Source organism: Frondihabitans cladoniiphilus (assembly GCF_039544345.1).
GTDB lineage: Bacteria > Actinomycetota > Actinomycetes > Actinomycetales > Microbacteriaceae > Frondihabitans > Frondihabitans cladoniiphilus.
Map to the genome: position 1 here is coordinate 48,829 of NZ_BAABLM010000003.1, position 18,230 is coordinate 67,058.

General features: G+C 69.0%; 16 protein-coding genes and 1 tRNA gene. 11 read left to right on the forward strand and 6 right to left on the reverse strand.

What is annotated here, in order from left to right; all coding sequences use genetic code 11:
• Nucleotides 1-88 precede the first annotated feature (88 nt).
• The 7 genes from ABEA39_RS08395 (at nt 89) to pstB (ending at nt 7,912) form a co-directional block, all read left to right on the forward strand.
• Nucleotides 89-307, forward strand: coding sequence for a hypothetical protein (locus tag ABEA39_RS08395; protein WP_345375393.1), 219 nt, complete (start codon nt 89-91; stop codon nt 305-307).
• 106 nt (nt 308-413) lie between these two features.
• Nucleotides 414-2,588: an RNA degradosome polyphosphate kinase gene (locus ABEA39_RS08400; RefSeq protein ID WP_345375394.1), complete on the forward strand. Its 2,175-nt coding sequence runs from the start codon at nt 414-416 to the stop codon at nt 2,586-2,588.
• Complete coding sequence (locus tag ABEA39_RS08405; protein WP_345375395.1) at nt 2,585-3,544, forward strand: NUDIX hydrolase; 960 nt, start codon at nt 2,585-2,587, stop codon at nt 3,542-3,544. Before ABEA39_RS08400 ends, ABEA39_RS08405 begins: the two co-directional genes overlap by 4 nt.
• Nucleotides 3,545-3,729: 185 nt before the next feature.
• On the forward strand, nt 3,730-4,845 hold the full coding sequence (gene pstS, locus ABEA39_RS08410) for a phosphate ABC transporter substrate-binding protein PstS (protein ID WP_345375396.1): 1,116 nt from the start codon (nt 3,730-3,732) through the stop codon (nt 4,843-4,845).
• A gap of 178 nt (nt 4,846-5,023) precedes the next feature.
• Complete coding sequence (pstC, locus tag ABEA39_RS08415) at nt 5,024-5,980, forward strand: phosphate ABC transporter permease subunit PstC (protein WP_345375397.1); 957 nt, start codon at nt 5,024-5,026, stop codon at nt 5,978-5,980.
• Nucleotides 5,980-7,068, forward strand: a complete 1,089-nt coding sequence (gene pstA, locus ABEA39_RS08420; protein WP_345375398.1) for a phosphate ABC transporter permease PstA — start codon at nt 5,980-5,982, stop codon at nt 7,066-7,068. Before pstC ends, pstA begins: the two co-directional genes overlap by 1 nt.
• A gap of 64 nt (nt 7,069-7,132) precedes the next feature.
• Nucleotides 7,133-7,912 (forward strand): phosphate ABC transporter ATP-binding protein PstB, encoded by a 780-nt coding sequence (gene pstB / locus ABEA39_RS08425; protein ID WP_345375399.1) that lies wholly within the window; start codon nt 7,133-7,135, stop codon nt 7,910-7,912.
• Between the two features lie 465 nt (nt 7,913-8,377).
• Here the strand turns inward: pstB and ABEA39_RS08430 are convergent, their stop codons facing one another.
• From ABEA39_RS08430 to ABEA39_RS08440, 3 genes are all read right to left on the reverse strand, one after another.
• Entirely contained in the window at nt 8,378-9,229 is an 852-nt protein-coding gene (locus tag ABEA39_RS08430) for an anti-sigma factor (RefSeq protein WP_345375400.1), read from the reverse strand.
• On the reverse strand, nt 9,226-9,825 hold the full coding sequence (locus ABEA39_RS08435; protein ID WP_345375401.1) for a sigma-70 family RNA polymerase sigma factor: 600 nt from the start codon (nt 9,823-9,825) through the stop codon (nt 9,226-9,228). The genes ABEA39_RS08430 and ABEA39_RS08435 overlap by 4 nt, the downstream gene beginning before the upstream one ends.
• A 576-nt stretch (nt 9,826-10,401) precedes the next feature.
• On the reverse strand, nt 10,402-11,031 hold the full coding sequence (locus ABEA39_RS08440) for a DNA-directed RNA polymerase subunit beta (protein WP_345375402.1): 630 nt from the start codon (nt 11,029-11,031) through the stop codon (nt 10,402-10,404).
• A 115-nt stretch (nt 11,032-11,146) separates the two neighbouring features.
• On the opposite strand from ABEA39_RS08440, the gene ABEA39_RS08445 reads away from it, so the two are divergent.
• Nucleotides 11,147-11,219 (forward strand) — tRNA-Lys (locus tag ABEA39_RS08445).
• Between the two features lie 272 nt (nt 11,220-11,491).
• On the opposite strand, the gene ABEA39_RS08450 is transcribed toward ABEA39_RS08445, so the two are convergent.
• Nucleotides 11,492-12,427: an aldose 1-epimerase family protein gene (locus ABEA39_RS08450; RefSeq protein WP_345375403.1), complete on the reverse strand. Its 936-nt coding sequence runs from the start codon at nt 12,425-12,427 to the stop codon at nt 11,492-11,494.
• Nucleotides 12,424-13,230, reverse strand: coding sequence for a DeoR/GlpR family DNA-binding transcription regulator (locus tag ABEA39_RS08455; protein ID WP_345375404.1), 807 nt, complete (start codon nt 13,228-13,230; stop codon nt 12,424-12,426). The genes ABEA39_RS08450 and ABEA39_RS08455 overlap by 4 nt, the downstream gene beginning before the upstream one ends.
• Nucleotides 13,231-13,312: 82 nt before the next feature.
• Here ABEA39_RS08455 and galT point away from each other — a divergent pair, with 82 nt between their 5' ends.
• The 3 genes from galT to ABEA39_RS08470 all read left to right on the forward strand — a co-directional run bounded on the left by galT (nt 13,313) and on the right by ABEA39_RS08470 (nt 16,865).
• Nucleotides 13,313-14,425, forward strand: coding sequence for a galactose-1-phosphate uridylyltransferase (gene galT / locus ABEA39_RS08460; protein WP_345375405.1), 1,113 nt, complete (start codon nt 13,313-13,315; stop codon nt 14,423-14,425).
• Nucleotides 14,422-15,618, forward strand: a complete 1,197-nt coding sequence (galK, locus tag ABEA39_RS08465) for a galactokinase (RefSeq protein WP_345375406.1) — start codon at nt 14,422-14,424, stop codon at nt 15,616-15,618. Before galT ends, galK begins: the two co-directional genes overlap by 4 nt.
• Nucleotides 15,619-15,926: 308 nt before the next feature.
• Nucleotides 15,927-16,865, forward strand: coding sequence for a type IV toxin-antitoxin system AbiEi family antitoxin domain-containing protein (locus ABEA39_RS08470; protein ID WP_345375407.1), 939 nt, complete (start codon nt 15,927-15,929; stop codon nt 16,863-16,865).
• Between the two features lie 430 nt (nt 16,866-17,295).
• Here the strand turns inward: ABEA39_RS08470 and ABEA39_RS08475 are convergent, their stop codons facing one another.
• Complete coding sequence (locus ABEA39_RS08475) at nt 17,296-18,159, reverse strand: bifunctional methylenetetrahydrofolate dehydrogenase/methenyltetrahydrofolate cyclohydrolase (protein WP_345375903.1); 864 nt, start codon at nt 18,157-18,159, stop codon at nt 17,296-17,298.
• Nucleotides 18,160-18,230: the final 71 nt, after the last annotated feature.

The following is an 18,230-nucleotide window of genomic DNA, read 5'->3' on the forward strand; positions in this document are numbered from 1 at the left end:
TACTCCCGGGGTCGTCCGCGGCCCGCATGCTGCTCCCAGCGCCGAGGAGTGGATTGAAGTCCCGTCCATCCCTGAGCAGGAGCACATCATGAATCCCATCAAGTTCGTCAGCGACCTTGGCTTCAAGAGCAACCACGCCTACATCGGCGGCTTCGCCTCCATCGTCATCGCCCTCTTCGCGTGGCTCGTGTCGCGCGGCAAGAAGAGCGACGACAAGGCGCAGTCCGACCGCTGGGGCATCTTCATCGGCCACTGGGCCCCCACCTTCTTCGCGATCGGACTCGCGCTGAAGCAGGAAGAGAAGTAGCGGCCGACCGACGCGCGGCTTCTCCACAGGGAGCCGCGCGGCATCGGTCATCAACAGTTCACGCTGGACGGGCCGTACCGCCCCCGGAGGGTGGCAGGATTACGCCATGGAAAGCGAAGCATATGTCGACGGCGCAGCCGTCTCGAACGACCTGATGGACGATTTCGACGACATCGTCACGTTCGACGACGACGGCACTCTGCCGCCCGATCGCTATCTCGACCGCGAGATCAGCTGGCTCGCCTTCAACCAGCGCGTCCTCGAACTCGCCGAAGACCCCTCCACGCCGCTCCTCGAGCGCGCCAACTTCCTGGCCATTTTCGCCAGCAACCTCGACGAGTTCTTCATGGTGCGGGTCGCCGGGCTCAAGCGGCGCATCGCCACCGGCCTCGCCGTCCCGACCAACATCGGTCGCGCCCCCGTCGACGTCCTGGCCGCGATCAACGCGAAGGCATACGAGCTGCAGGTTCGGCATGCCCGCGCGTTCAGCGAGATCGTCAAGCCCGACCTCGACGCCGCCGGCATTCACGTCGAGATGTGGTCCGATCTGGGCGAAGCCGACCGGGCCACCATGCACGACGTGTTCTCGACGCAGATCTTCCCGGTTCTGATGCCGTTGGCGGTCGACCCGGCCCACCCGTTCCCGTACATCTCCGGCCTGTCGCTCAACCTCGCGGTCCGGGTCCGCAACCCCAAGTCCAGCAAGCAGGAGTTCGCGCGCCTCAAGGTGCCGCAGGTCCTCCCCCGCTTCGTCCAGCTCCCCGACGACAAGAGCGGCCGCCTGCGCTTCATCCCGCTCGAAGACCTGATCGCCAACCACCTGCAAGACCTCTTCCCGGGCATGGAGGTCATCGAGCACCACGTCTTCCGAGTGACCCGCAACGAAGACGTCGAGATCGACGAGGACGAGTCCGAGAACCTGATCCAGGCCCTCGAGAAAGAACTCCTCCGTCGTCGGTTCGGGCCGCCCATCCGTCTCGAGATCACCGAGGACATGGATCAGGTCACGCTCGACCTGTTGGTGCGCGAGCTCGAGATCACCGACGAGGAGGTCTACCGGCTTCCCGCCCCGCTCGACCTCGCCGGCCTGTTCGAGATCGCGAAGATCTCCAACCCCGAGCTTCACTACGCCAAGCACCTGCCGACCACGGCCGTCCAGCTGCTTCCGAGCGAGCCCAACATGAAGCCCGACATCTTCGCGAGCATCTCGCGGAGCGACGTGCTCGTCCACCACCCGTACGAGTCCTTCGCGACCAGCGTGCAGGCGTTCCTCGAGCAGGCCGCGGCCGACCCCAACGTGCTGGCCATCAAGCAGACGCTCTACCGCACCTCGGGCGACAGCCCCATCATCGAGGCGCTCATCGACGCGGCCGAGGCGGGCAAGCAGGTCCTCGCTCTGGTCGAGATCAAGGCCCGCTTCGACGAGCAGAACAACATCACCTGGGCGCGCAAGCTCGAGAAGGCCGGCGTCCACGTCGTGTACGGCCTGGTCGGGCTCAAGACCCACTGCAAGCTGGCCCTCGTCATCCGCCAGGAGAAGGGCGGGCGACTGCGGCACTACACGCACATCGGCACCGGCAACTACAACCCGAAGACCAGCCGCATCTACGAAGACCTCGGCCTGTTCACCGCCGACGACCAGGTCGGCAAAGACGTCACCCGCCTGTTCAACGAACTCTCCGGCTACGCCATCGAGAAGAAGTTCAAGCGCCTCCTCGTCGCCCCCCTGCACCTTCGCAAGGGTCTGGTGAAGCGCATCGCGATCGAAGCGGAGAACGCCAAGGCGGGCAAGCCCTCCGGCATCCGGATCAAGATCAACTCGATGGTCGACGAAGAGATCATCGACGCCCTCTACCACGCGTCGAACGCCGGGGTGCCGATCGACATCTGGGTGCGCGGCATCTGCTCGCTCAAGGCCGGCCAGCCCGGGCTCAGCGAGAACATCCGCGTCCGCTCGATCCTCGGGCGCTACCTCGAGCACTCGCGTCTGTTCTCGTTCCACAACGACGGCGACCCGCAGGTCTACATCGGCAGCGCCGACATGATGCACCGCAACCTCGACCGACGCGTCGAGGTGCTCGTCCGACTCGTGCAGCCCGACCACCTCGCCGAGATCGAGGCGCTCTTCGACCTCGCCATGTCGCCCGAGACCTCGTCCTGGCACCTCGAACCCGACGAGTCCTGGGTCCGCGTCTCCCGTCGAGAAGACGGCGAACCGCTCAACGACATGCAAGATGGACTCATGAGGCAGATCAGCAAGAGAAGGCGCACCACTCGGTGAGCATCCCCCGTACCTCGAGCACCCCGTCCACCACGGTCGTCGCTGCGGGCGCCGTCTGCTGGCGCCTCGTCGACGGCAAGATCCGGATCCTGCTGATCCATCGCGAGTTCCACCACGACGTCTCCCTGCCCAAGGGCAAGGTCGATCCGGGCGAGGCGACTCCACAGACGGCCGTTCGCGAGATCCACGAGGAGACCGGCTACCAGGTCACTCTCGGCGCCCCACTCGGCACCGCCGAGTACCTGCTACCCGGCGGGCGCGACAAAGTGGTCCACTACTGGTCCGCCGAGGTCACCGACGAGGCCGTCGCCGCGGCGGGCGACTTCAAGGCCAACTCCGAAGTGCAGAAGATCGAGTGGGTCCCCCTCGCCAAGGCCCGCGACCAGCTCACCTACGAGCGCGACGCCGAGGTGCTCGATCGGTTCTCCGACCGGGTGGCGACCGACGCGGTGCGCACCTTCGCACTCGTCGCACTGCGGCATGCCAAGGCCGTGCCGCCCGGAGAATGGGTCGGTTCGGATGCGACCCGGCCCCTGCATCCCACGGGCCGGAAACAGGCCAAGGCGATCGCGCCCGGTATCGCCGCCTGGGGGCCGACCCGCATCGTGAGCAGCACCGCCGCCCGGTGTCTCGCCACCGTCGAACCCCTCTCGACGGCGAGTCGGGTCGGCGTGAAGCAGACCGACGCACTCAGCCAGGACGCCTACGAGAACGGCACCGACGACGTGGCGGGCGTGGTGAAGAAGCGCCTGAAGAAGAAGGTCGACGCCGTGCTCTGCAGCCACGGCCCCGTCCTGCCCGAGATCATCCGGCAGATCTCCGCGCAGTCCAAGGGGGGCCACCGCCTCGACCTGCGCCGCTACTCCTCGCTCGGCACGGCCGACTACACCGTGCTGCACATCGCGGTCTCCGACGGCGCACTCGTGGCCGTCGAGACCCACGGGCCGGGGCTGTAGACAGCCGCGTCTCCTCTACTCCTCCCCCGGGCATCCCACGTGATGCCCGGCGCTTGTTCTCCGCGCGTTCACCTTCCGTTCACCGCTGGGGTCGACCCTCGTTAACGCATCGACGTAGCCTCGCTCGCGGGTCAGCACCGGCCCGGTCCTGCACTACGAACATGAACCTCCCCGAAGGGAACTCAGTGAACATCAAGCGAGTCGGCAGCCTGGCTGCCATCGCCATGGTGGGCGTCATCGCCCTCTCCGCCTGCGCCTCGAACGAGTCGTCGACCCCCGCGAGCAGCAGCAGCTCGTCGGCCGGCTCCTCCGCCTCCTCGGCACCGGTCTCGGGCACCATCAACGGCATCGGCTCGTCCGCCCAGGGCGTCGCCGAGACCACCTGGGCCGCCGGCTTCCAGCAGGCGAACCCCGACGCGACGGTCAACTACGACCCGCAGGGCTCCGGCGCCGGCCGCACCAGCTTCATCTCGGGTGCCGCGAACTTCGCCGGCTCCGACGCCGCCCTCTCCACCACCGAGCTCGCCTCAACCTTCCAGTCGTGCGCGGCCGGCGGCAAGGGCATCGACCTCCCCGTCTACATCTCCCCCATCGGCATCGCGTTCAACGTGTCCGGCGTCACGAGCCTCACGCTCGACGCGTCGACCATCGCCGGCATCTTCAAGGGCGACATCAAGACCTGGGACGACGCCGCGATCAAGAAGCTGAACCCCGACGCCAAGCTGCCCTCGGCCGCGATCACCGTCGTGCACCGCTCGGACGACTCGGGCACCACGTTCAACTTCACGCAGTACCTCGCGAGCCAGGCCACCAGCACGTGGACCGCCCCGGCTTCGCAGACGTTCCCCTACAGCGTCGGTGACGCCGCCAAGGGCACCTCGGGTGTCGCGGACGCCGTGAAGAACGCCACCAACAGCATCACCTACATCGACGAGTCCGGCGCCGGCACCCTGCCGATCGCCAAGCTCGTCGTGGGTGGCACCGCGACCACGATCAGCGCCAAGGGTGCTGCCGCCGTCGTCGCCAAGTCGCCGCTCGAGACCGGTCGCGCCGCGAACGACCTCGCCATCAACATCGACCGCACGGCGTCCGCCAAGGGCGACTGGCCGATGGTCCTGGTCAGCTACCTGATCACCTGCGACACCTACAAGGACAGCGCCGTGGGCACCGAGGTCAAGGCCTTCGCCGGCTACGCCGCCAGCGACGCGGGCCAGCAGGCCGCCGCCGAGCAGGCCAAGTCGGCTCCGCTGACCTCGACCCTCGCGGCCGACGTCGCGAAGGCCGTCGCCACCATCAAGTAACACCAGCCGGACCGGTCCGGGTCGCGGGATTCTCCGCGACCCGGACCGTCTCTGCTCCACCGCAGCACTCGAAAGCGCAGCACTCGTACCACCGGCACTCACACACCAGCACTCGTACCACCGGCACCATCACCCGACCGTCGTGCGGCCCCAGGGCCAGAGCAGGATGAACAACCACATGACCGCTACCGCGGAACGCCCCGTCTCCACCGGACGACCCAAGGCGAAGATCCGACTCGGAGATCGCGTCTTCTCGACGGCGACCGTCCTGTCGGGCTCGCTCATCCTCCTGGTCCTCGTCCTCGTCGCCGCGTTCCTCGTCGCGCAGAGTCTCCCGGCGTTCTTCGCCGCGAAGGGCACCCTGCCCGACTCGTCGACGAACTTCTGGACCTACGTCGGCCCCCTCGTCTTCGGCACGGTCTGGGCGGCGTTCCTGGCGCTGATCATCGCCACCCCGCTCGCCCTCGGCATCGCGCTGTTCATCTCGCACTACGCGCCGCGCCGCATCAGCCAGCTGCTCGGCTACATCATCGACCTGCTCGCCGCCGTGCCCAGCGTCGTCTTCGGCCTCTGGGGAGTCCTGGTCCTGGCCCCGTTCATCCAGCCCTTCTACAACACGCTGGTCGACAAGCTCGGGTGGATCCCCCTCTTCGCCGGGCCCGTCTCCGGCACCGGCAAGACGATCCTCACCGCCGCCATCGTGCTGGCCGTGATGGTCCTGCCGATCATGACCGCGGTCATGCGCGAGATCTTCCTGCAGGCGCCCGTGCTGCACGAGGAGGCCGCTCTGGCCCTCGGCGCCACGCGCTGGGAGATGATCCGGATGGCCGTCCTGCCCTTCGCCCGCTCGGGCATCGTCTCGGCGATCATGCTGGGCCTCGGCCGCGCGCTCGGCGAGACGCTCGCCATCGCCATCGTGCTGTCGCCGGCGACCGTCATCAACGTCTTCCTGCTGACCTCGCAGAACCCCAACACCATCGCGGCGAACATCGCCCTGCAGTTCAACGAGGCCCAGGGCGTCGGGCTCAACACGCTCATCGCCTCCGGCCTGATCCTCTTCGTCATCACCCTGCTGATCAACATGCTCGCCCGCTACGTCGTCAACCGTCGTAAAGACTTCTCAGGAGCCAACTGATGTCGGTCGCCATCCGTCAGAACACCTCGACCGGCTCGAACACGCTGACCGCCGGCAAGCTGCCCAAGGGCATCAGCTGGTGGATCCTCGTCGGCAGCTGGATCGTCTTCATTGCCGTCTTCCTCCTCCTCAAGGCGTCCGGCACCACCGCCGACTTCAACGTCGTCGGGGCGTTCTTCTTCGGCACGGTGCTGTTCGACGTGCTGATCGTCGTCATCTCGCGGGTCGTCGAGGGCGGGCGCAAGGCGAAGGACCGCCTCGTGACCTCGCTCGTCACCACGGCCTTCATCGTCACGCTGCTACCGCTCATCTCGCTGATCTACACGGTCATCTCGCGCGGCGTGGCCCGCTTCGACGTGGCGTACTTCAACGAGTCGATGCGCAATATCATCAGCGTCGGCGGCGGCGCGCTGCACGCGATCGTCGGCACCCTCGAGGTCACCGCGTTCGCCACCCTGATCAGCGTGCCGATCGGCATCCTCACCTCGATCTACCTGGTCGAGTACGGCCGGGGTCGGCTCGCCCGGTCCATCACCTTCTTCGTCGACGTGATGACGGGCATCCCCTCGATCGTCGCCGGCCTCTTCGCCTACTCGCTGTTCGCCATCTTCGCGGGCCCTGCCATCCGCGCCGGTGTGGTCGGCTCGGTCGCCCTGAGCGTGCTCATGATCCCGGTCGTGGTGCGGTCGAGCGAGGAGATCCTCAAGATCGTCCCGAACGAGCTGCGCGAGGCCAGCTACGCTCTCGGCGTGCCGAAGTGGCTCACGATCTTGAAGATCATCCTGCCGACGTCGCTCGCGGGTCTCACCACGGGCGTCATGCTCGCGATCTCCCGCGTCATCGGCGAGACCGCCCCGCTCCTGCTCACCACCGGCTTCACGACGAGCATGAACTACAACCTGTTCAGCGACCGGATGATGACCCTGCCGGTGTTCGTCTACACGCAGTACGCGAACCAGGGCCCCATCGCGACCCCGTACGTCGAGCGCGCCTGGACCGGCGCCCTCGTCCTGATCATCATCGTCATGCTGCTGAACCTCCTCGCCCGTCTGATCGGCCGGATCTTCGCGCCGAAGTTCAGCCGCTGACGCGGTTCGCCCCCCAGCCTCTCCTCACCAGCCCGCAGTCCTGCCTCACAGCCGAAGGAACCCCGTGTCCAAGCGCATCGAAGTCAAAGACCTCAACGTCTACTACAGCAAGTTCCGTGCCGTCGAAGACGTCAACATCACCATCGAGCCGCGCACCGTCACGGCCTTCATCGGGCCGTCCGGCTGCGGCAAGTCGACGTTCCTCCGCACGATCAACCGCATGCACGAGGTGATTCCCGGCGCCTACGTCGAGGGCGAGGTGCTGATCGACGGCAACGACCTCTACGGACCCGGCGTCGACCCGGTGCTCGTGCGCCGTCAGGTCGGCATGGTCTTCCAGCGGGCGAACCCGTTCCCGACGATGTCGATCCGCGACAACGTGCTCGCCGGCGTGAAGCTCAACAACCGCAAGATGTCGAAGGGCGACTCCGAGTCGCTCGTCGAGCGGTCGCTGCAGGGCGCCAACCTCTGGAACGAGGTCAAGGACCGCCTCGACAAGCCCGGCTCCGGCCTCTCCGGCGGGCAGCAGCAGCGTCTGTGCATCGCGCGCGCCATCGCCGTCTCCCCCGACGTGCTGCTGATGGACGAGCCCTGCTCGGCCCTCGACCCGATCTCGACGCTCGCGATCGAGGACCTGATCGAGGAGCTCAAGAAGGACTACACGATCGTCATCGTGACCCACAACATGCAGCAGGCCTCGCGTGTCAGCGACAAGACCGCGTTCTTCAACATCGCCGGCACCGGCAAGCCCGGCAAGCTGATCGAGTTCAACGACACCGCGACGATGTTCTCGAACCCGTCCGTGCAGGCCACCGAGGACTACGTCTCGGGGCGCTTCGGTTGATCCTGCGCTGAGGCTCTGCGGCGGCCCGCTCCCTTCGGGGGGCGGGCCGTTCGTTCGTCGTTCGTAGGCGCCGGTGGCGATGCGACGCGGTTCGGCCAGGGTGCCGGCGCCGCGGACCCGGCGGTACGGCCGAACCGCGGCGGTTCGTTCGGCGCGACCGGGCCGGGCTTCGCCGAGAGCGGGGGATGCGCATCCCACGTTGCCCGGAGGCTTCGCCCTGTCGCCCGGCAGCCCCGACGTCGCTCGGCGAGGAACTCGGCGAAGGAAGTCCTCAGCTGAGTGCCGCTGCCGACCGAACCCCCTCACTTGCCTGCGCAAGAGCACTCATGTTCCTCAGGTGTGGTCAGGATCTCCTCGCGAAGCGACACCGGGCCGGGCTTCGCCGAGAGCGGGGGATGCACGGGCCGGGCACGCAGAACGGCCCGCCTCCTCGGGGAGACGGGCCGTCGGCCTGCGGGACGGGCGCTAGGTGGTCTGGATCGCCGCGACCGGAGTCGTGGTCGGCGCCTTGGAGCCACCCGCGGGCTCGACCGTGATCCCGATGGTGTCGCCCGCCTTCAGGTCGCCCTGGAGTTCGGTCGTGACGCTGTTGGACGTGGCGTCGACGGTTCCGGCCGAAGCGGCCTTCCCGTCGCGGATGTACCAGAGCTGGTAGGTCTTGCTGCTCGGCAGAGCCGTGACGCCGTCGAGGATGACGGCGCTGCGCTGCAGCTTGTTCGAGTAGTAGACCGTCGCCTTGCCGCCGCTCGAGAGCGTCGCCGAGGCCGTGTGCACGTCGGAGGCCGAGAGGATCTGCGGCACTCCGTCGGCGAGCTGGCTCTGCGAGTGCGACGGGGCGACCGTGTTCGCGATACCGACGCCGCCGAAGATCAGGCCGACGGCTGCAGCAGCACCCACGAGCAGGACCGCGGGACGCATGAACCAGCGCTGGCGGGCGAGGGGGATGGGCTCGAGGAGCTCGCCGCCCTTCGAGTCGTCGGCGACCGGGGCCTGTGCCTCGGGAGCCGTGTCGGCACGCCGGGCATCCCCCGCTCGCTCTTCTTCGAGCGGTGCGAGCTGAGGAGTGCTGGCGATGAGGTCCATCAGGCTCGACCGGAGGCCGGCCGAAGGCGTGACGGGCTCCACCGCGTGGGCCAGCAGCAGGACTGTGTCGTTCAATTCGGTTACCTCCGTTCTGATCTCGTCGGACTCGCTCATGCGAGTCTCGAATGCTTCTCGTTCTTCGTCGCTCAAGGCGTCGAGGACGTACGCCCCGGACATCGTGTCGATGTCGGGCAGGCCGGCGCCACGGCCGGATGTTCCGCCGTTGTCGCTCATGACGCCACTCCTAGTTCGTCGCGCAGCCGGATCATTCCGTCGCGCAGTCGGGTTTTCACGGTGCCGATCGGCACGTGCAGCATGGTCGAGACCTCGCTGTGGCTGTAACCACCGTAATAAGCGAGGGTCACCGCCTGCCGCTGAAGCTCTGTCAGCCTGCCCAGAGCTCGCTGAACACGCTCGTGTTCGATGCGGATCTCCACCGACTCGGACACCTGGTCGTAGCCAGCCTCGAAGTCGCGGATGCCGATCTTGGTGTCGCGGTCGCGGCTGGACTGACTCGCCCGGACCCGGTCGACCGCTCGACGGTGGGCCATGGTCAGCATCCAACTGGCCGCGCCCCCCTTCTTCGTGTCGAAGCGGGTCGCCGTCTGCCAGATCTCGAGGAACACCTCCTGGGTGACCTCCTCCGACTGCGAGTGGTCTTTGAGCAGCCGCTTGATCAGCCCCAGCACGCGCGGCGCCGTCTGGTCGTAGAGCGCAGCGAAGGCCTCACGGTCACCGGTGGCGACTCGTTGGAGCAACTGCTCGGGGGTATCGGCGACTCCGTCGTCGTACCCGGGTATTTCTGAATCTCGAGTCACGAGCTTAAGCATCTCAGGTAACACCTCCATCCGCACGGTCGGGGTCGGACGGCGGTTACCGCGGCGGTTCTCTCGTGGAGGCACCGTCTGGGATGGCAATCAAGCCCGGGACTCCGCGAGAGAACCACCGCGGTGAACCGGGTCGGGTACACGGTTCGGCCTTCGATGGAGATTTTGCGGTTGTTCTCTTGGCACTGGTTCGGCACCGGACGCGCATCGGATTGGGCGAGTTTTCCTCGTGGCCGAGGTGCCGGGTTCCGGGCTGCCCACCTCCGGGCTCGGAGCGATGCTTATCCGGACGGAGCGATGCTCGACGATCGACGGAGGAGTGAGCGCCGGGCCGCAGAACGCCTCTCGGCGCGAGGCCGCTCGGAGCGGCGAATTTTGGAGCCCGGGGTTACTGCGGCCCGACCTGATCGAGTGTAGCCGCGCGGGGGATGCTCGTGCTCACGGTCCGCACAGGGCGAACGCTTGCACGCTCGGGCGTTTCGCCTCCGGCCCGGCTCTCGAGCGTCGAACGGTCGGTTTCGGGGCTCCGGTCTGTGACCCGGGCCCCGGAACGGACCACTCGGCAGAGGTGGAGGAGCCTCAGGTGAGGCTGCCGTCGCGCCAGAGGCCGGCGCAGGCCGACAGGTCGGCGGCCAGCTCGGAGAGGCGGAGGGCGCGGCGGGTGTACTCCTGCGCCCGGGACTCCTCGATCACGTCGAGGTCGTCGGCGACGCTCGTGGCCCCGGCCGCGGCCAGCCGGCAGAACGCCGCGCCACGGTCGAGCGCCAGCCCGAAGTCGCCGTCGAAGACGCCGCGGAGGATCCGGTCGGCCAGCTCGAGGATCTCCTCCGGACTGGCCGGTGCCGGAGCTCCCGCGACGACGGCGTCGATCGTGTGCGAGATCCGGGTGCCGCGCTCGAAGAGGTACGTGATGTCGTCGGGTGTCGCGCGGATCACGGCGCGCATCAGGTAGATGCGCCAGAGAGCGCCGGGCAGGCTGTGCGGCGTGGCGCTCGCCCACAGCTCGGCGAGCGCGTCGATGCCGTTGGCGTCGGTGAACGCGACGAGGCGATCGAGGATCTCCGGTCGTGGATCGTTCTGCACCCGGGCGAGGAGAGCGCTGGCGGACTCGTGGGCGACGCGGTGCATCACTGCGGGGTCGTCGCCGCCCTGGAACGCTTCGAACTCGTGTCCGGCGAACTGCGCAGGGCGGTGGAAGTCGCGGGCCATCCTGCAAGGCTACGCGTGTCGGCGGGGGCCGCTGCCGATGTCCAGGGCGCTCGCTCGCGCTGTCCGCCCGAGGGCTCGCGGCTTGGTAGTCTGGACGTCCGCGCCTTCGGCGCGCGGGCCCCTAGCTCAGTTGGTAGAGCATCGGACTTTTAATCCGCGGGTCGTGGGTTCGAGCCCCACGGGGCCCACACACGATGAAAGACGGCCCCGGGCCGTCTTTCGTCGTTTGCGGGTGTCGCTTCGCGAGGAGATCCTCACCACAACTGAGGAACCCGAGTGCTCTCGCGCACGCAAGTGAGGGGATTCGGCCGGTAGCGGTACTCAGTCGAGGAGTTCCTTCGCCAGGTTCCTTGCCGAACGGCGTCAGGGCGGCCGGGCGATCGAGCCGAGCCTCCGAGTGAGGTGGGATGCGCATCCCCCGCTCTCGGCGAGGCCCGGCCCGACTCAGCGCCAGCTCGCGTCAGACGGTCGGACCCTCGTAGACGACACCCCAGGAGCCGGTCCAGGTCTCGCCCTCGACGAGCCAGCGCAGGCCCTCGCCGGACGCCAGCGCGTTGGCGGGCGCGGTCATCGGCTCGGCCGCGAACGCGAGGCCCTTGACCCCGTCGCGCGGGAAGTTGCGCGGGGTGAAGATCTGCACGTACTCGAACGAGGAGTCCTGCCACATCGTGGTCGAGGAGCCGTCGGGCGCAGTGAGGCGCACGCGGCGCACACCCTGGTCGTCGGCGGCGATGTCGCGGTAACCGGCGTCGATGTCGAGGTCGCCGAGGGTCGGCGAGTGCCGCAGGTCGAACGGGGTGCCCTCGACCGGGGCCGTGCCGACGGGGATGCTCCGGACGTTGGTCTCGAACCGAGTGGCCGCATCGAGGGTGACGGTGAGCGTGGCGAGGTCGTGGTCGCCGACACGGAAGAACGGGTGCGATCCGACGGCGAACGGGGCCGTGCCGGGGCCGCGGTTCGTGATGGAGTGGGTCACGGTGAGGCCGGTCGGCGTCAGCTCGTGCCGGACGGTGGTGTCGAGACGGAACGGGTACCCGTGCTGCGGATAGACGCTGGCGCTCTGCGTGACCGCGTGGGGCTCGACGGAGACCGGACGGTACGGCGAGTAGCGCAGCAGGCCGTGGCTCGCGTTGCCCTTCGACGGCTCGGTGAGGTCGAGCTGCTGCGTTTTGCCCTCGAGGGTCCAGGTGCCGCCGTCGACGCGGTTCGGCCACGGCACGAGCGTGATGCCGCAGGCCGACGGCGGGGTCTCGGTCTCGGCGAAGGTCTCGGCGACGGCCACGTCACCGACCCAGAGCCCTCGGAGCCCGGCGGCGACCTCCGTCACGAACGCCGACACGGTGCGCCCGTCGGCGTCGAGGGTGAGGTGGTACTGGTCTCCGGTGGGCTGGGTCACTCGTGCTCCAAGGTCGATTCGTCGGTGGCGGCATCGGCCTCGATCACCACCAGCCCGGCGCCACGGAGCGCCGCGACGTCGCGTGGTGCGGCCCCGGCGGTGACCAGCCCGTCGAACGAGGCGAGCGGACCGATGACGCCGAGATGCGCCTCCCCCATCTTGCCCCCGTCGGCGACGATGAACGAACGCCGGGCGCTGCGAGCCATGACCCGCTTGAGGTCGGTCTCGGGCAGGTTGACGTTCGTCACGCCGTGCTCGACGTCCACACCGGTGCACCCGATGAACGCGAGGTCGGCGGTGACCGACTCGAGGACGGTCGCCGCGAGCGGGTTGACCAGGGAGTGCTGCAGCGGACGGAGCGTGCCCCCGGTGACGATCACCGTGAATCGCGGCACGGCTCGCTCGAGGGCGAGAGCGATCGTCAGCCCGTTGGTGACGACGGTGACGTCGACGAGGTCGGTCCGGGCGAGCAGGGCCTCGGCGATCTGGGCCGACGTGGTGCCCACGTCGAGGACCACGCACTGGCCCGACGAGACCAGGCCGGCCGCGCAGATCCCGATGGCCCTCTTGTCGTCGGCCCGGACGACCGTCTCCTCTTCGAACGGCCGCTCCACCGGCGAACCGGCCCCGCTCGTCGCGCCGCCGTGGACCCGGACGACCCGCCCTGTCGACTCCAGCGCGTCGAGGTCGGTGCGGATCGTGACCTCGGAGGTGCCGAGGTCGCGCGCCAGGTCGAGAGTGCGTGCGAAGCCTCGTTCGTCGACGGCGGCGACGATCCTCTCCCGTCGCAGAGAGGCGGGCAACGGGGGATGTTCGGCCGGGCTTGGATTCACGGCTCCAGTTTCGTATGCTTTCACTTGCTTTCGCAATCCCAAGGAGTGGTCAATGGCGAGCATCACCAAGCGGTCCACCGTCTTAGCCGACGGCCGCGAACTCATCTACTTCGACGACGCCGACACGACGTTGCCGCCCGAGCGGAAGGCCGACGAGCGCCCGCTCGACCCGCGACCCGAGACCGCGACCATGCGGCAGGACGTCCTGACCGGCGAATGGGTCTCCATCGCTGCTTCTCGTCAGAACCGTGCGTTCCTCCCGCCGGCCGAGCTGGATCCGCTGGCTCCGGCGAGCGCCACCAATCCGTCCGAGATCCCCGACGTGTACGACGTCGCGGTCTTCGAGAACCGCTCGCCCTCCTTCGGCCCGCTCCTGGCCGGCCCCGACGCGCCGAACGCGCCGCAGGGCATCGACGACCTCACGACACTCGGGCTCGGACGCACCCGCACCTCCGTCGGTCGCTGCGAAGTGGTCTGCTTCAGCCCCGAGACCCACGGCTCCTTCTCCGGGCTGAGCACGTCCCGGGCCCGCACCGTGATCGAGGCCTGGGCCGACCGTACCGCCGCGCTCAGCGCGCTGCCGGGCATCGAGCAGGTGTTCCCGTTCGAGAACCGCGGCGAGGCCATCGGCGTCACGCTGCATCACCCGCACGGGCAGATCTACGCCTACCCCTACGTCACCCCGCGCACCTCGACGCTGCTGCGGAGCATCGAGAGCTACGGCCCGACCCTGTTCGCCGACCTGCTCGACGCCGAACGACAAGGGCCTCGCGTCATCCTCTCCGGCGAGCACTTCACGGCGTTCGTGCCGTTCGCCGCGCGCTGGCCGGTCGAGGTGCACCTCCTGCCCCACCGCCACGTGCCGGACTTCGCCGGGCTGACCGACGACGAACGCGACGAGCTCGCGGTTCTGTACCCGCGCATCCTGCGGGGCCTCGACGCCCTCTACGACGATCCGACTCCCTACATCGCCGCGTGGCACCAGGCCCCGGTGAACGTCGGGCGCGACACGGTGCGGCTGATGCTGCAGATCACGTCGCCTCGGCGGGCGGCGTCGAAGCTCAAGTTCCTGGCCGGATCGGAGGCGGCGATGGGCGCCTGGATCGGCGACCTCGTGCCCGAAGACACGGCGGCGTTCATCCGAGAGGCGGTGGAGCGCGCATGAGCGACCACGTCACGTCCGCATCTGCTCCCTCGGAGTCGACGCGTGCATCCTTCGCCGACGTGTTCGACACCGACGTGGCGGGCCGCTGGACCGCCCCAGGCCGCGTCAACCTGATCGGCGAGCACACCGACTACAACGACGGCTTCGTGCTGCCGTTCGCCATCGACCGGTCCACCATCGTGACCGTCGGTCGCCGTTCGGACCGCCTGCTGCGCGTCGCATCCACCTTCTCCGACGTCGTCGAGGAGGTCTCGCTCGACGCTCTCGATCCCTCCGCGATGCAGGGCTGGTCGGCGTACGTCTTCGGGATCGCCTGGGCGCTCGGGCAGCGGGGCGTCTCCCTGTCCGGCGGTGCCGACTCGCCGGTCACCGGCCTCGACCTCTTCGTCGAGTCCGACGTGCCGATCGGCGCCGGCCTGTCGTCGTCCGCCGCCATCGAGTGTGCGGTCGCCGTCGCCCTGACCGACCTGTGGGAGCTCGACGTGACGCGTCCGTTCCTGGCCTCGGTCGGCCAGCTCGCGGAGAACGACGCGGTCGGAGCGCCCACCGGCATCATGGACCAGTCGGCCTCGCTGCTCGGCCGGGCCGATTCCGCGGTCTTCCTCGACTGCCGCAGCCTCGACGCCGAGGTGGTCGACTTGGGCTTCACCGCCGCCGGGCTCGAGCTGCTGGTCATCGACACGCACGTCGCGCACGAACACGCGACCGGCGGGTACGCGGCGCGGCGGGCTTCCTGCGAGGAGGGCGCGCGTCTGCTGGGCGTCTCGTCGCTGCGAGACGTGACCGTCTCCGACCTTCCGCGCGCCGAGGAGGTGCTCGACGACGAGACGTTCCGCCGGGTGCGCCACGTCGTCACCGAAGACCAGCGGGTGCTCGACACGGTGCGGACACTGCGGCTCGACGGGCCGGGTGCGATCGGACCGCTGCTCGATGCATCCCACCTGTCGATGCGCGACGACTTCGAGATCTCGGTGCCCGAGCTCGACCTGGCCGTCTCGGTCTCGCGCGACGCGGGAGCGATCGGGGCGCGGATGACCGGGGGCGGCTTCGGTGGGTCCGCGATCGCCTTGGTGCCGCGGGATGCCCGGGACGCCGTCTCCGCGGCGGTGACGGCAGCGTTCGCCGCCGCCGGGTTCGCCGAGCCGACGCTGTTCGTGGTGCATGCCGCCGACGGGGCGCGCCGGCTGGGCTGACGTTCGGCTCTGCATGGCGGGGGCCCGTCGAAACGGCGGGGCCCCGTCGAAACGGCGGGGCCCCGTCGAAACGGCGGGCCCCTGTCGAAACGGCAGGCTCCCGTCGAAACGGCGAAAGCGGCCCGCGGAACCGGCACAGACCCGCCTCCTTTTTGTGGGGCGTCTGCCGCTTCGAAGGGGTCTTCGGGTGCGCCGGGCGGACTCCTGAGCTCGCTCACCTCTGCTCCACAGAGCGCGGAGGACGTCGAGTTCTGCACAGATCGGCATCGGACGTTCGGCACAGCCACCGAGCCTGAAACCGTAGGGGGATGAACGAGCCCCCGCCTGTCGTCCTCCGAACCGCCGACCTCTCCGCCGCCGACCTGCCCGAGCGGCGTCTCCGTCACGAACATGAGCGCCACAGCCTGGAACGCATCGCTCCCGGCGCCTACGTCGATGCGGATGCCTGGCGGCGACTCGCCGAACTCGAGCAGGCACGGCTTCGCGTCCGCGCCCGCATGGCGAGGCTGTCCGAGCACCTGGTCGCCTCCCACGACTCGGCGGCCGCGCTCTGGGGCATGCCCTTCCTCGACGCGCGCCCCACGGCCGTCCACGTCATCGACCCCGCTCGGGTGACGCCCGACTCCCGCGGTGGACTCATCCGGCACGTCGGAGAACTCGCCGACGACGATGTCGTCGTCGGCACCCACTTCCTCGCGACATCCCCGGCGCGTACGGCCGTCGACATGGCTCTCCGAGACGGCTTCCTCACCGCCTTGATGTTCTTCGACCACGGACTGCGCGAGAAGTTGTTCACCATGGAGCAGGTCGAAGTCATCCTGAGTCGCTTCCCGAGGGCCCGTCGCCGGCGGGAGGCGCTGACCGCGATGCGAATGGCCTCGCCGCTGCCCGAGAACGGCGGCGAATCCCTGAGTCGCGGGCAGTTCGTGCTCATCGGGCTCGAAGCCCCCGAACTGCAGCGCGAGTTCCGCGAGAACGGCCGCGTTTTCGCCCGCGCAGACTTCTTCTGGGAAGAGCCCGGCATCGTCGGAGAGCTCGACGGCGACGTCAAATACCTCGAGTCGCGGATGCGCAACGGCAGATCCGCCGAGCAGGTCCTCGTCGACGAGAAGTGGCGGTCCGAGCAGTTGCTGGACCACCCCGAGGTCAATCGCGTCGTGCGCTGGAACTACGCGACTGCGCGCTCGGTGACGAAGCTGGCCGATCGGCTCATCCGGGCAGGCGTGCCGCGGAGGCCCCTCCGATGAGCGGCCCGGCCGCCGGCGGTGGCGAACCTCGCGGCGCCGTCTCCTCCGCTTCGGGACATCTCCTCCGCCAAGGCACTCCCCCGCAGATTCGGCAGGCCCCCGCGGATTCGGCAGGGCGGCCCCCTTAGTTCCGGCAGGCCCCCGCGGATTCGGTAGGCCAGCCCCCTTCGTTTCAGCAGGCCCCCGCAAGTTCGGCAGGCCCCCGCGGATTCGGCAGGCTGGCCCCTTCGTTCCGGCACACACCCGTCGGAGCGCGAGCGGGGCTGTGCCGAAAAGAAGGGGGATCCCCTGCCTCAGACGCAGCAAGACGTCGAGAGCGGGCGAGCCGGGTGGCCTGAGCAGGCCGGGCGAGCCGGGCGGCCAGAGCGGGCCGGGCGAGCCGGGCGGCCAGAGCGGGCGGGGCGAGCCGGGCGGGCTGAGCAGGCAGGGGCTAGCGCCGCTCGGCGGCCTCGACCACGTTTGCGAGGAGCATCGCCCGGGTCATCGGCCCGACGCCACCCGGCACCGGCGACAGGAACCGGGCCACCGACGCGGCCGCGGGGTCGACGTCGCCGCGCAGCTTGTACTTGCCCGTCTCCTCGTTCAGCACCCGCGTGATGCCAACGTCGATGACGGCGGCTCCGGGCTTCACCCAGTCGGCCTTGACGAGCCCGGGCACGCCCGCCGCCGCGACGATGATGTCCGCGCGGCGGCACTCGGCGGCCACGTCGACCGTTCGCGAGTGCGTGAGCGTGGCGGTCGCCTCGAGCCGCGTCAGCAGCAGCCCGAGCGGGCGCCCGACGGTGAGCCCCTGGCCGATGATCGTCACGTGCTGCCCGGCGATCGGGATGTCGTACTCGCGCAGCATCGCCACGATCCCGCGCGGCGTGCACGGCAGCGGGGTGTCGATCGAGCCCTTGCCCCCGGGAACAGCGAGCACGAGCTCACCCAGGTTCAGGGGGTGGAGGCCGTCGGCGTCCTTTCGGGGATCCATGAGCTCGAGCATCCCCGTCGGGTCGATGCCTTCGGGCAGGGGCAGCTGGATGATGAACGCCGTGACCGCCGGGTTGTCGTTCATGTAGTGGATCGCGGCGCGGACCTCGTCTTCGGTGGCCGACTCGGGCAGGTCGAGACGGATCGACTCGATGCCGACCTCGGCGCAGTCGCGGTGCTTTCCGGCGATGTACGACAGCGACGCGGGGTTCGAGCCGACGAGGATCGTGCCCAGGCCGGGATGCACGCCCTTCGCTTTCAGGGCGGTGACCCGCTCGCGCAGATCGGCCTTCACCTTCGCGGCCAGGGCGGTGCCGTCGATGGTGACGGCACCGCCCCCAGCAGCACCGCCCGCAGCAGTACCGCCCGCAGCGACAGGGGCTTCGACGCCCG

What these genes read in the sequence shown, in the direction of transcription:
- galK (WP_345375406.1), top strand. Translation starts at nt 14,422, where the DNA reads ATGAGCGACCACGTCACGTCCGCATCTGCTCCCTCGGAGTCGACGCGT.
- ABEA39_RS08400 (WP_345375394.1), top strand. Translation starts at nt 414, where the DNA reads ATGGAAAGCGAAGCATATGTCGACGGCGCAGCCGTCTCGAACGACCTG.
- ABEA39_RS08470 (WP_345375407.1), top strand. Translation starts at nt 15,927, where the DNA reads ATGAACGAGCCCCCGCCTGTCGTCCTCCGAACCGCCGACCTCTCCGCC.
- ABEA39_RS08435 (WP_345375401.1), bottom strand. Translation starts at nt 9,825, where the DNA reads ATGCTTAAGCTCGTGACTCGAGATTCAGAAATACCCGGGTACGACGAC.
- ABEA39_RS08430 (WP_345375400.1), bottom strand. Translation starts at nt 9,229, where the DNA reads ATGAGCGACAACGGCGGAACATCCGGCCGTGGCGCCGGCCTGCCCGAC.
- galT (WP_345375405.1), top strand. Translation starts at nt 13,313, where the DNA reads ATGGCGAGCATCACCAAGCGGTCCACCGTCTTAGCCGACGGCCGCGAA.
- ABEA39_RS08395 (WP_345375393.1), top strand. Translation starts at nt 89, where the DNA reads ATGAATCCCATCAAGTTCGTCAGCGACCTTGGCTTCAAGAGCAACCAC.
- pstA (WP_345375398.1), top strand. Translation starts at nt 5,980, where the DNA reads ATGTCGGTCGCCATCCGTCAGAACACCTCGACCGGCTCGAACACGCTG.
- ABEA39_RS08440 (WP_345375402.1), bottom strand. Translation starts at nt 11,031, where the DNA reads ATGGCCCGCGACTTCCACCGCCCTGCGCAGTTCGCCGGACACGAGTTC.
- pstC (WP_345375397.1), top strand. Translation starts at nt 5,024, where the DNA reads ATGACCGCTACCGCGGAACGCCCCGTCTCCACCGGACGACCCAAGGCG.